This window comes from Candidatus Finniella inopinata (assembly GCF_004210305.1).
Classification (GTDB): Bacteria; Pseudomonadota; Alphaproteobacteria; order Paracaedibacterales; family CAIULA01; genus Finniella; species Finniella inopinata_A.
Genome location: NZ_SCFB01000015.1, coordinates 1 through 12,881 on the forward strand (window position 1 = coordinate 1; position 12,881 = coordinate 12,881).

The following is a 12,881-nucleotide window of genomic DNA, read 5'->3' on the forward strand; positions in this document are numbered from 1 at the left end:
TTGCTGTCTTTTATACAACACTCAGGAGCTAAAAAACTCTCTTAACTTTGTGTCCAGTTTTTGGGGTGCAGGGCACACTGGCCCTATCGCTTTGGGGGTGGCCGTTAAAAAAACCATTCTGTCTCAGGGAACCATAGCTTATGGTTTGCCAGTAAAGGCTCAGTTGGATGGTCGAAGGGATCGCAATATCATTATGCCACCTGAGGTCTTTTATTCGGCTGCAAATTCTGGAAGATATCCGTTTTCCTTTGGATGGCACGCATTTACAGGAAGTTGGTTGAAAAATGAATTTGGCAGTAACGGGTAAACTTCTTACTTATTTTTTCTGCTTTCACAAAAACCTGACTGGATTTCCCTTTTCAGTCAGGAGAATATAATAATCGTTATGTTGAATTAAGGTCTCATCTCACGGTTAATTTTTCTCCATATTAAGCATTTGTTAAGTGTTTAAAATTTATCATTAAATTAAGCCCTTTTTTTGTGGAGAACTTTTTAATGATAAATTTTTTTAAAAAAAAACGTTTCGGTTTTTTGCTGTTTTTTTTCTTACAATTGCTCCTTACTCAGTATTTGAACGCATCGGATGTTTTCGGTGATGACCATTTGGGACGAAAGCAAAGCTTCAAACATCCCAAATTCGGCGATATTTTTGGAATTGGTATTTTTTCCATTTCTAATTTTGTTGGCGATTCTAAAAATAGGTTAGAAAAAGCATGGGAAGGTGCGAAATATTACCGAAATAAAATCCTTCCAGAGGAAGGGATTAATCCGGATGAGGCTTATTCGAAGCTGGACAAACTATGGCGTGAAAACCATCCTGATATTGCGTGTCAATACGATACTCAGATGGCCAGAGAAGAACCCAGCATACCTTTAATTACCCACAGTATTTGGCTAACCAACATGGATAAGCCAACGGAGCTTACTGATCATTTTTTGGGATATTACAAGCATTCTTGCAAAATGAACTCAACCAAAGTTGGTTGGAAACATTATCTGTGGGTTCAGGATAGAAACAAATTGCCAAAAACAGTGAGAGAGTTAGAGGCTGTTGGCGTTCAAATTAAAGAAGTTTATAGAGAGTTATCTGATGAAAAAGATTTTTGTGGCGTAAAACCCTTTTTCGACCAAGAACTGGCAGAGTCAAAATTTGGTCGTGCCGCAGATATTTTGCGCTGCGTCATTTTACATAAGACGGGCGGAATTTATCGAGATATAGACCTTTTGATGACACGTCCCATCACAGGCTTGGCCTTAGCCTATGATTTTTTTGCAGGGATTGAATATGACTATTCATATCCTTGTAATGCAATGATGGGTGCTCGCCCCGCACACCCCGTTATGGAAAATTATTTAGAAATCATGAATCGCAATTTTAATCCGCAGACAACACCAAAATACATCACTTACTTCAATACGGGTTATAACCAAAAAGACAGAGATTTTTACCAAACACTTTGTCTTACAGGCCCTATCGCTTTGAGTATAGCCTTAAAAAAGACCCTTATCGAACAGGGCCCAATGGCCTTTGGGGTACCTATCAAGGAACAATCTGACGGCCGTCGGGACCGCAACATTATATTTCCGCCAGAGGTCTTTTTTGGACAAACCCAAGGAAGAGATGGTTGTTCATACGGGTTTCATGCTTTTGCTGGAACTTGGCAACTGCCAGAATTTGGCAGCAAAGGATAAATCATTTTTGTTTTATTAACCCTGAATAAAACCTGACTAGCCAACGGATCTTTGGAAAAAATTTCCGTTGCGGTCAGGATACTTTTCTGTGCGTTTTTTTTTAAACTAAAAGTTTTTAAAAAAGCAGGTTAAAATTAAAGTTTTATTAATATTTTAGGATCTAAAATCAAATTATACTCAATTTAATTTGGTTTTTAAAAATGACAAATTTTATAAAAGGATCACGTACAAAAAGTTTGTACTTTTTCTGCCTATTGGCTTTGCTGAGTGGCAAAACTTTAGAGGCTTCCCATCTTTTTGATCATGATCCCATAGCACGCAATCAAAGCTTCGAACATCCTAAATTCGGAATTACGTTTGGAATAAATGTTTTCCCAGTAGCTAATTTTGTAAAAGATTCCCAAGAGAGAGTGATGCATTGGGTTCCTGGATCGAATTATTACCGACATGCGGTTCTTCCTCAAGAAGGGATTGATACCTATCGGGCTTATAAAACGCTAGATGATTTATATCGGGAGAATCATCCTGACATCGCTTGTAAATATGAAACGCTTAAGGTAGAAGACACGCCAAAAATCCCTTTAATAACGCACAGCATTTGGTTTACCAATCCCTACCAACCAAAGGAATTATCCAATGAGTTCCTGGAATGGTATAGGTACTCCTGCAGCCTTCATGAAAAAGATAAAGGTTGGAGACACATTCTGTGGGTTCAAGATAGGACTAAGCTTCCTCACACCACAGGTTTTTTGGAACACCATGGTATTGAAATCAAAGAGATATACAAAGAATTACAAGAAGAAGACTTTGTAGGCATGAAAAAGTACGTTGATCATGAGATCAAAGAGTGTAAATTTGGTCGGGCTGCTGATATTTTTCGGATTGTTGCTTTGAACAAGTATGGCGGAATTTACAGAGATATAGACTTTGTTTTCACACGTCCTTTAACCGGTCTGACACTGGCCTATGATTTCTTCGCAGGCATTGAGCATCCCTATGCTTATATTTGCAACGCAATCATGGGTTTCAGGCCTGGTCACCCGATACTATCAAAATATATGGAAATTATGGATCGCAACTTTCAGCGTAAAGGTCCTGAATATGTTGAAGGTTGTCTTACTAATCCTGAGATCTGGGATGACAAAAGAGCCTTATTGCACACCCTTTGTTTAACAGGCCCGATTGCTTTTACCGTGGCAATAAAGCAAGTCCTTTTGTCTCAAGGACCTGTGTCACATGGTCTGACTATCTATGATCAACCAGATGGCCATAAAGATCGCAATATTATCTTCCCGCCCGAGGTGTTCTTTAATATGAAAGATGGAAGATCACCAGCCTCATTTGGATGGCATGCATTTGCTACAACTTGGCTGCAAGGTGGCAGCAAGGGATAAAGATTTTTACTTGTTCCCGTAAAAAGCCTGACCGGGCATGTGTGTACCGGTTAGGCACCCTAAATATGTTTTTTTAAATAATTTCCTCACATACTATGAATAGCATTTTTTTTGTTAAGATTTTATTAATCTTTTAGTTGTTAAAATTAGTTATAGACTTAATTTAATTTGGTTAAGAAAATGACAAATTGCCTAAAAAGAAAACGTGTCAAAATTTTATATCTTTTATGTTCGATGGCTCTGCTGGTTGGCAGTACTTTAGAAGCTTCAGACAATCCTTTGGATATGTATGGTAACGACCATACGGGCCGCAACCAAAGCTTCGTGCATCCTAAATTTGGCCCAATCTTTGGAATTAATATCTTTAAACTTTCCAATTTTGCCCACGACTCCGATGCCAAACAAAACCAGTGGAACCCTGGGTCTCCTTATTATCGTCATTGTGTTCTACCTCAAGAAGGAATTGATACACATAAAGCGTACCAACGCATGGATGAATTGTATCGAGAAAATCATCCTGACATTGCTTGTAAATATGAAGTGTTGATGGCCAAAACTGAACCAAAAATCCCCCTTATTACTCACAGTGTATGGTTCACAAATCCATTTCAGCCAAGAGAACTTAAGGACCAATTTCTGCATTGGTATCAGGAATCATGCAGAATGAATAGCAAGGATAAAGGGTGGAGGCACATTCTTTGGGTTCAAGATAGAAACAAGTTGCCTCACACCACGGGTTGGTTGGAACACAGGGGTGTTGAAATTAAGGAAATGTACAAAGAATTAACAGACGAAGAATTTTGTGGTCTCAGGCCTCAGGTTGACCACGAACTTTCCCAATCAAAATTTGGTCGGGCTGCTGATGTTTTCCGTGCCATTGTTTTGTACAAATACGGCGGTATTTATAGAGATATTGATTTTGAAATGACCCGCCCTTTTACAGGATTGGCACTAGCTTACGATTTTTTTGCTGGTATTGAGCATGCGTATTCTTACCCTTGCAATGCGATGATGGGCTGTCGACCTGGTCATCCTATTATCTCAAAATTGATGGAAATTATGAGGCGGAATCTCGATTCATCAAAAGCTCCTGCCTATGTTCAAGACTCTTTACAAAAGCATGGTGATCTTTTGCACACCATTTGTGCCACCGGCCCTGTTGCTTTAGGGGTAGCTGTCAAAACAACTATTCTGGCGAATGGTGCTACAGAACATGGGCTTCCCATATATGCACAACCTGATGGACATAAAGACAGAAATATCATTTTCCCGCCTGAAGTCTTTTTTAACATCAAGGATGGAAGGTCCCACGCTTCGTTCGGTTGGCATGCGTTTGCGACCACTTGGTTAAAAGACGGAAGCAAGGGATAACGCCCTTCCTCTCTTTTTCCTATAGGTAAAAATCTGACCGGTCTCTGTGCTGGTCAGATTACCTGTAGAGGCAAAAAAATGATTTAAATTAAATTTTTATTAATTAATTTTTATTAAAATAAATTATATATCTACTTATCTTGGTTATGAAAATGGCAAATTGCATAAAAAGAAAAATATCCTATGGCATATATATCCTAATATTAATGATTATTATGTCTGACAAAAATTCAGTAGCTACTGATGTTTTCGGCAATGATGAAGTAGGACGTCGGCAAAGTTTCATTCATAAAAAATTCGGACCTATTTTTGGCATTAATATTTTTCCGATTGCTAATTTTGTGGGTGATTCTCACAACCGACAAAATTTATGGCAACCGGGAGCTAGTTATTACCGCAATACTGTTCTTCCACAGGAAGGGGTCGACATCAACAAAGTCTATAAACAACTGGATAAACTTTATCGGGAAAATCATCCTGACGTCGCGTGTCATTTTGACAATATTATGGTTGCTGACGAACCAAAAATCCCTTTTATTACGCACAGTATTTGGCTCACTAATTTGGATAAGCCAGTGGAATTAACGGATGACTTTTTGAGATGGTATAAGCAATCTTGCAAGGTGCATTTGGCCAGTGTTGGTTGGAAACACTATCTGTGGGTTCAAGATAAAAAGAAACTACCAAAAACGGTAAGAGAGATGGAAAGAGCAGGCGTTGAAATCAAGGAAGTCTATAGTGAGTTAAGTGACGAAAAAGACTTTTATGGATTAAAACCTTGTATTGATCAAGAGATTGCTCAAGCAAAATTTGGTCGAGCGTCAGATATTCTTCGTTGCGTTCTTTTATATAGACTGGGCGGAATTTATCGAGATGTGGATTTTGAAATGACACGGCCCTTCACAGGATTGGCCCTAGCTTATGATTTTTTTTCAGGTATCGAGTATCCCTATTCTTGCCCTTGTAATGCGCTAATGGCTAGTCGTCCAACTCACCCCATTATAGGAAAAATGTTAGAGCTTATAACTAGAAATCTAGATCCAAAAACAGCACCGCCCTATATAGAACAATCGTTAAAAGTGGGAGGGGAAGAATTGAAGACCCTTTGTAGCACAGGACCAATTACCTTGGGGGTTGCTGTCAAAAAAGTTATTCTGGATCAGGGAACTATAGCCTTTGGCCTGCCCATAATAGACCAGCCTGACGGTCACAGGGATCGTAATATTGTTTTTCCACCTGAAGTCTTTTTTGGAGATGTGAGAGAAAAATCCGTAGGTAAGGGACCTTCTGCCTTTGGTTGGCATGCTTTTAAAGGAAGCTGGCTGAAAAAAGAGTTTGGCAGTAATGGTTAAAATGCTTTTCGTTTTGTCTTGCTTCCCTGAGAAGTCGCCCAGTATTGAATTTCTGAAAATCTCTTAGGCGACTTTTTCAACGGGTTGTATCGCTGCTATGAGGTCTTCTATCACCTTATCGAGTAGAGGCTTGTCATTCCCTTGGGCCATGATTCTCAATAAGGGCTCAGTGCCTGAGGGACGAACCAAAAGCCGACCATGAGGGTGTAATTGTTTTTCTGCATAACTAATCGCCTGTTGAATGGATTTAGACTGCAAATTTATAGGATAGGTCGTTCTGATGTTTTTAAGAATTTGAGGCACAGGTTGAAACACATGGGCTATTTCGCTGATACGTTGGCCTGTATTTTTCAAAAGGCTTAAAACTTGCAAGGCAGCGATCAGGCCATCACCCGTGGTTACATAATCTTTCAAAATGATATGACCCGATTGCTCCCCGCCGACATTGCAATCTTCTGTGCACATTTTCTCCAAAACAAAACGATCCCCAACTGAGGACCGATGCAAAGTAAGCCCTTTGGAATGCAAATAGCTTTCCAAGCCCAAGTTTGACATCACGGTTCCAACAATGCCATTACCCCGGAGCAACCCTATTTCTAGCCAAAGGGTTGCAATAAGACCCAGTAATTGGTCTCCATCTAGAATGTGACCGTGTTCATCAACCATAAGCAACCGATCCCCATCACCGTCAAGGGCAATTCCTAAATCCGCCTGATGGCTGAGAACAGTTTGTTGCAAAAGGGCAGGGGAGGTCGCTCCGCAATCCAAATTAATGTTTTCTCCATTGGGTTCAATACCAACCGGAATCACGTCAGCACCCAATTCCCACAAAACCTTAGGGGCGACTTTATAGGTCGCTCCATGGGCACAATCAACAACAATTTTTAAACCATCCAGACGCTGTCCGCGGGGAAATGTTGCCTTCGCAAATTCAATATAACGACCAGCCGCATCATCAAGGCGTTTGGCTCTGCCAATTTTTAGACAGTTTGCCAAGGGAATCTTGCCAGTTGTTAACTGTTCAATCGTTTCTTCGTCAGAACGGTTAATTTTGCAGCCGTCGGGGCCAAAGAATTTGATGCCATTATCTTGAAATGGGTTATGGGATGCGGATATCATAACACCCATTTGTGCCCGAAGGGAACGGGTCAGCATAGCAACCGCAGGGGTGGGCAGAGGCCCCAACAAAATAACGTCAGCCCCCATAGACACAAACCCGGCCACCAGGGACGACTCAACCATATATCCCGACAGACGCGTATCTTTTCCAATGACAATCGTGAAACGGTGATCACCATGGGAGGCAAAATATTTTTTCATCCCATGATGAGCGGCTGCAGTGGCCAACTTTAAAATACAATCAGGTGCCATGGGCCCACTGTTGGCAGGACCCCGTACACCATCAGTTCCAAATAAAATTTGTGTCGTCTGCATCATTTACTCAGCTGGTTTTGGTTTTCCACTTAAAGGGACACTGGGGCGTGGTGAGTTTGTATCGTTGAAGCCAATGGGAGCTGGTAATATCCCTCCCTCTAACACAATTCTAATCTCTTCACCCGTCAGTGTCTCTCGCTCTAATAAGACCTGTGCTAATTGATGTAGGGAGTTTATTTGCTCTTGCAAGAGGTTTTTTGTCTCTTGGTAGCAACCATCTAATATTTTAGCAACTTCTTCGTCAACAACTTGAGACGTAGCCTCAGAAAACATTTTCGCATGAGCCGTCGTATGGCCCATATAACCCTCGTCTTGGGCCCCATAGGACTGGAATCCAAGTCGATCGCTCATCCCCCATTCGGTAATCATGCGTCGGGCAATGTTTGTTGCCATTTTAATGTCTGAGGATGCGCCCGTTGTAACTTTATCATAGCCAAATATTAATTCTTCAGCTAATCTGCCCCCCATTGCCACCTTAAGGTCGGCATATAAACGACTGCGCGACATGGAAATGCGGTCACCCTCTGGCAAACGCATAACCATTCCTAAGGCACGGCCACGGGGGATAATGGTGGCTTTATGAATGGGGTCTGAATCAGGTGTATAATATGCGATGATGGCATGCCCCCCTTCATGATAAGCCGTAAGCTTTTTCTCTTCTTCTGTCATGACCATGGAACGACGTTCCGCCCCCATCATCACCTTATCTTTGGCTTGCTCAAATTCGTGCATACCAACCATTAATTTTCCACGGCGTGCTGCCATCAAGGCCGCTTCATTAACCAAATTGGCTAAATCAGCCCCTGAGAATCCGGGAGTTCCTCGTGCAATAACTCTTGCATCAACGTTGGGCGATAAAGGAACTTTTCTCATATGAACTTTTAAAATCTGTTCACGACCGCTTACATCGGGGTTGGGCACAACAACTTGTCTGTCAAAACGACCTGGGCGTAATAAAGCAGGGTCTAGAATATCAGGCCTGTTCGTGGCTGCTACCAAAATGACGCTTTGGTTTTCCTCAAACCCATCCATTTCAACCAGTAATTGGTTCAATGTTTGTTCGCGTTCGTCATTACCTCCACCCAGGCCAACTCCACGATGACGGCCAACGGCATCAATCTCGTCCATGAAAATAATACAAGGCGCATTTTTTTTGGCCTGTTCAAACATATCACGAACTCGGCTGGCACCCACACCCACAAACATTTCCACAAAGTCGGACCCTGAAATGCTGAAAAAGGGCACTTCAGCCTCGCCAGCGATAGCTTTGGCCAATAATGTTTTACCAGTGCCGGGTGGGCCGACCAGCAATACGCCACGGGGAATACGTCCGCCCAAGCGTTGGAATTTTTGCGGATCTTTTAGAAAATCAACAATTTCTTGCAGCTCTTGTTTGGCCTCGTCAATGCCGGCAACATCTTCAAATGTGACTTTTTTTGCCTTATCATCCCTTAGACGCGCCTTTGATTTCCCAAAACCCATCGCACGATTCCCCCCTGATTGTATCTGACGGAAAGAATAAAGGGTTAAACCAACCAACAAAAGTATAGGCAGCCAGGGTAACAAAAGTTGAAAAATAGAAAGGTCATGATCAGCAGGCAGAGCTCTGATAACCACGTCTTTCTCAAGCAACTTAGTCACCATTGTTTGGGTTTCAGGGGCATAGGTAATGAAATTTCTACCATCCTTTGTCTTTCCCAAAACGTGCTGACCGCTTAATGTTACCTCGGCAACTTTATTATCATTAACATCATTAATAAACTGAGAATAAGCAACAGGAGGATTCCCTTGATGAGAAGAGGATCCTGGAAACATTTGGAAAATCACAAACAAAACAGCAGCTATGGCTGACCACAAGAATAAATTGCGCGTTGTTGGGTTCAAGGTTTGCCTCTCTATTTTAGGAATTATTCACATATTCTCTGAAAACCAAGGCGGGTGCAATGGTTATTTATTATAAAATGAATCCCCTAAACTAGAGCAGTTGCGTGAGGACACATTCATCCTTAAATAACGCAATAAAGGATGAATTCTGTAGATAGCAAGATGTAAAAGAAAGCTCATAGTGAGGAGTCTAAATTTAAGGTGGCAAGACAAAAATTGTTTTATCCCCTGAATGGACTTCTTTCAATTACATCCTCAAATAACTGGTGCCAATTGCGTTCCACCCTTAGCCGCATGAAGACACCCCCCATGCCCACGGCGGCTCTGTCCATAAAGACAAATTCGCGAGGGGGGCGAATACCGCCCAATTTATTTAATTCGGCATGGACCTGCGTGGCTGTTTGCCACCCTTTGGTTCCGCTGAAGTCATCTTGAATGGGGCGAACTCTATCATCCAATAACGGGTCATACAAAAGTCTGGCCCATTGGCCTATCACCTCGATTACGGCTTTACTTAAATTTTTGAACCCTAAACATTCATAGGCATAAACAGCCTCATCAGGTCGATTATTCAACAGGGCATCATAAAGGTGAAGAATGCCTTGAACGAACTGGGCAGGGAAGTGTCTGACGCAGCCAAAGTCCAACAGCTGGATCGTCCCACCCTCGCCAACCAAATAGTTACCCGGGTGAGGATCGCCATGAATGACCCCGTGATGATAAAGGGGGTGATACCAGGCTTGGAATAAACGATCGGCCAATTGGTTGCGAAAGTCCTCATCAGCCTCGATAAAATCATAAATGGGCTTGCCATCCATCCACGACATCGTTAACAGACGATCCGTTGAAAGATCTGGATGAACGGTTGGTACCTTTACCCAATCAGCCCCTTGAAAGATTGTTTGATAAAGGTGAATTTGCTTGGCTTCGTGGTGATAGTCCAACTCTTCCAACAGACGCGTTTTAATCTCGTCTTGAACCTCACTGGTATCCAGGGCTTTATTCCAAAGATGATAAACACCCAGTAAAGCCCTTAAGTTGGCTAAATCAGTTTCCACAAGGCTTTGCATTTGCGGGTATTGTAGCTTGCAGGCGACAAGTTCGCCTGAGATCGTGCTTGCCTGATGCATTTGCCCCAAAGAAGCTGCGGCCTTTGCTGTTAAATCAAAATGTTGAAAGTGGTGTTGCCAGTTGACCCCCAATTCAGCCACCATTCGGCGACGAACAAAAGGCACACCCATGGCAGGCGCACACGATTGTAATTCTCTTAATTCCTGAGCATAGTCGGCCGGAATAGCGTCCGGAATAGTTGCCAAAAACTGAGCCACCTTCATCAACGGTCCTTTCATGGACCCTAATGTGGCTTTTAAATTTTTTGCATAGGCTTCGTCGTCAATGGGCCGGCCTAAATATTCCTGGCCGACCAAACGCGCGGCCAACCCACCTACAGCGCTGCCCACTTCAAAGTATCGCTTTATTTTTGTGGATAGAGTCGCATCGTCTATCAATTTTCTATTCACTTCATTGTTAGTTTAATTTATGACGTCAACTTCTTTAAATAGATCATGTAAACTCATACGATTCTAACCCCTTCAGTCTTTGCGATTTCGTGTATTGGCGGGGGATATGGAAAATTGAGCAGATTCAGAACAATATCGATTTTTTGTTCACCAATTTCTTGTTCCAAATCCTACACAAAATCAGTTTTTCTTTTGATTGCCTCATCGACAGTTTTTGCATGTGTTTCGATGCATAAGTCTATGTCCCCACCTTTTTTGGTCAAGTCTGTTCTAGAACCGAAAAGCCATAGTTCATCCTCAAGCAAAAAATGCTTAAGGAACAAATTTTCCAATGCTTTCAGATCATGGTCTGATAATCTTACCTTTTTCATCTTATCCAGCGTCCACACTTTTTTGTAACCATCTGAATTGGGTATAAATTAATCCACCAACAATTCCAACTGGTTAATAAAATCAGCAATCATGCTTAAACCATGATTCCAAAACTCAGGATCGTCTGCTTTCAAACCAAAAGACTGAAGAAGATCTGCATATTTCTTGGTGCCGCCCGCTGACAGTAAATCAATATACTTCTCAGCAAATCCCTCTGGTTGATTCTGATAAACAGCATACAAGGAATTAACCAAACAATCACCAAAAGCATAAGCATACACGTAAAAAGGAGAATGGATGAAATGTGAAATATACGTCCAGTATGGGCGACATATATCATCAACATGAACAGCGGGGCCTAAGGCTTGTCTTTGCGTTTCCAACCAAAGGTTGCCAATATTTTCCGCCGATAATTCCTTTGATCGACGGAGGGTGTGCACCTGTTGTTCGAAGTCGTAAAACGCAATTTGCCGTACAACGGTATTGAGCATATCGTCAATTTTTCCGGCCAACAGTTGTCGCCGTACTGCAGGATCGTTTTGGCTTTTTAATAAGGATTGAAACGTCAGCATTTCTCCAAAAACAGAAGCCGTCTCTGCCAACGTTAAAGGGGTGGAAGCCAATAAGAGCCCTTGTTTGCTGGCTAGTATCTGATGAATGCCGTGACCTAATTCATGCGCGAGAGTCATAACGTCCCGCGTTTTTCCTTGATAGTTTAATAATATAAAGGGGTTCGCTGAGGGGATCGTTCCATGGGAAAATGCACCCGACGTTTTTCCTTTTTTCACAGGGACATCGATCCAATTGTTATCAAAAAACTGGCGCCCAATCTGTGCCATAAGGGGGCTAAATTGTTCATAAGCGCTTAAGACGATGTCACGCGCTTTCAACCAAGAAATTGCCTGTTCTGGGACTTGTGAAAGGGGGGCATTTCTATCCCAATAATCCAAATGCTCAAGTTTTAGCAATTTAGCCTTTAGAGCATAATACCGATGAGAAAGGCGACCATATTGGGATTTAACAGCCTCCACCAGGGCTTCAACAACTTGCGGTTCAATTTGGTTAATGAGATGACGTTCGTGAACTGGGCTTGCATAGTGACGCCATGTGTCTTCTGTTTCTTTATCTTTTGCCAAGGTGTTGGTGATAAAAGTGAAAAGGGGAAGGTGCGCATTTAAACCTTTGGATAAAGCCAAGGCAGCGTGCTGGCGTATTTGACGATCAGGATGATTGGTCAAATCAGTCACCTGGGACAGATTAAGGTCATCTCCGTTCATCGAGAAGGTCATGCTAGCCAGTGTTTCTTCATAAAGGCGGCTCCAAGCCTGGCTTGATGTCAGTGACTTCTCAAGGAATAGTTTTTCCAAGTCGCCTGACAGTTGATGAGGCCGGAACAAACGAACTTTTTCTAACCATGGCCTGTAACGACGCAAACTTGGTGTTTTGTTGAAGGCGATTTCCAAAAGGTCATCTTCGATCTGATTTAGTTCCAAGGTAAAGAAAATTAAGTGCCCACTTAAAGCTGTCACCTCTTCTTGAATATGTTGGTAGAACTGGCCAACTTCTGTGTCATTAAGATTTTTATAATAAAGCAAACTGGAAAAGCTAACTAATCGTCCTATGTCTTCTTGTATAGCGTCAAAATCATGAATCGCTGAAAGCAGCTGCTCGCTGTTCCAACCAGAACTTACAAACAAACCTTTATAGGTCTCTACAAATTGTTTTGTATTTTGATTACAGGCAGCTATGGCAATTTGAATTTTTGGGTCATTTAACGAACTGTAGAGACTGTTTAAGTTCCATTCTGGTAAATTTTCTTCGCTCAATAAGCTAATTACAGGATCTGGCATTTATTCTTCCCT

Annotated in this window: 10 protein-coding genes; 5 read left to right on the plus strand and 5 right to left on the minus strand. The window is 41.9% G+C overall.

Annotated features, from left to right (window positions below; all coding sequences use genetic code 11):
• The 5 genes from EQU50_RS07280 to EQU50_RS07300 all read left to right on the plus strand — a co-directional run.
• On the plus strand, positions 1-307 hold a 307-nt coding region (locus tag EQU50_RS07280; RefSeq protein ID WP_207216335.1), incomplete at its 5' end, for a hypothetical protein.
• A 188-nt stretch (positions 308-495) separates the two neighbouring features.
• Complete coding sequence (locus EQU50_RS07285; RefSeq protein WP_130154467.1) at positions 496-1,692, plus strand: glycosyltransferase; 1,197 nt, start codon at positions 496-498, stop codon at positions 1,690-1,692.
• A 200-nt stretch (positions 1,693-1,892) separates the two neighbouring features.
• Positions 1,893-3,086, plus strand: a complete 1,194-nt coding sequence (locus EQU50_RS07290; RefSeq protein ID WP_130154468.1) for a glycosyltransferase family 32 protein — start codon at positions 1,893-1,895, stop codon at positions 3,084-3,086.
• Between the two features lie 180 nt (positions 3,087-3,266).
• Positions 3,267-4,457 (plus strand): glycosyltransferase family 32 protein, encoded by a 1,191-nt coding sequence (locus tag EQU50_RS07295; protein ID WP_130154469.1) that lies wholly within the window; start codon positions 3,267-3,269, stop codon positions 4,455-4,457.
• A 215-nt stretch (positions 4,458-4,672) separates the two neighbouring features.
• Positions 4,673-5,809: a glycosyltransferase family 32 protein gene (locus EQU50_RS07300; protein ID WP_165380388.1), complete on the plus strand. Its 1,137-nt coding sequence runs from the start codon at positions 4,673-4,675 to the stop codon at positions 5,807-5,809.
• A 63-nt stretch (positions 5,810-5,872) separates the two neighbouring features.
• Here EQU50_RS07300 and glmM read toward each other — a convergent pair whose 3' ends face one another.
• The 5 genes from glmM to EQU50_RS07325 all read right to left on the minus strand — a co-directional run bounded on the left by glmM (position 5,873) and on the right by EQU50_RS07325 (position 12,869).
• Entirely contained in the window at positions 5,873-7,246 is a 1,374-nt protein-coding gene (gene glmM, locus EQU50_RS07305) for a phosphoglucosamine mutase (RefSeq protein ID WP_207216336.1), read from the minus strand.
• Positions 7,247-9,127, minus strand: a complete 1,881-nt coding sequence (ftsH, locus tag EQU50_RS07310; protein ID WP_130154471.1) for an ATP-dependent zinc metalloprotease FtsH — start codon at positions 9,125-9,127, stop codon at positions 7,247-7,249.
• Positions 9,128-9,348: 221 nt separating this feature from the next.
• A complete protein-coding gene (locus EQU50_RS07315; protein ID WP_242508843.1) occupies positions 9,349-10,647 on the minus strand; it encodes an ABC1 kinase family protein in 1,299 nt (432 codons plus the stop codon).
• A 170-nt stretch (positions 10,648-10,817) separates the two neighbouring features.
• On the minus strand, positions 10,818-11,018 hold the full coding sequence (locus EQU50_RS07320) for a nucleotidyltransferase domain-containing protein (protein ID WP_130154472.1): 201 nt from the start codon (positions 11,016-11,018) through the stop codon (positions 10,818-10,820).
• 48 nt (positions 11,019-11,066) lie between these two features.
• On the minus strand, positions 11,067-12,869 hold the full coding sequence (locus tag EQU50_RS07325) for a M3 family oligoendopeptidase (protein WP_130154473.1): 1,803 nt from the start codon (positions 12,867-12,869) through the stop codon (positions 11,067-11,069).
• Between the last annotated feature and the right edge of the window lie 12 nt (positions 12,870-12,881).

Excerpts from the sequence above, each read along its gene's own strand:
- EQU50_RS07300 (WP_165380388.1), top strand. The coding sequence starts at position 4,673 with ATGTCTGACAAAAATTCAGTAGCTACTGATGTTTTCGGCAATGATGAA.
- EQU50_RS07320 (WP_130154472.1), bottom strand. The coding sequence starts at position 11,018 with ATGAAAAAGGTAAGATTATCAGACCATGATCTGAAAGCATTGGAAAAT.
- EQU50_RS07295 (WP_130154469.1), top strand. The coding sequence starts at position 3,267 with ATGACAAATTGCCTAAAAAGAAAACGTGTCAAAATTTTATATCTTTTA.
- EQU50_RS07325 (WP_130154473.1), bottom strand. The coding sequence starts at position 12,869 with ATGCCAGATCCTGTAATTAGCTTATTGAGCGAAGAAAATTTACCAGAA.
- EQU50_RS07285 (WP_130154467.1), top strand. The coding sequence starts at position 496 with ATGATAAATTTTTTTAAAAAAAAACGTTTCGGTTTTTTGCTGTTTTTT.
- EQU50_RS07290 (WP_130154468.1), top strand. The coding sequence starts at position 1,893 with ATGACAAATTTTATAAAAGGATCACGTACAAAAAGTTTGTACTTTTTC.
- glmM (WP_207216336.1), bottom strand. The coding sequence starts at position 7,246 with ATGATGCAGACGACACAAATTTTATTTGGAACTGATGGTGTACGGGGT.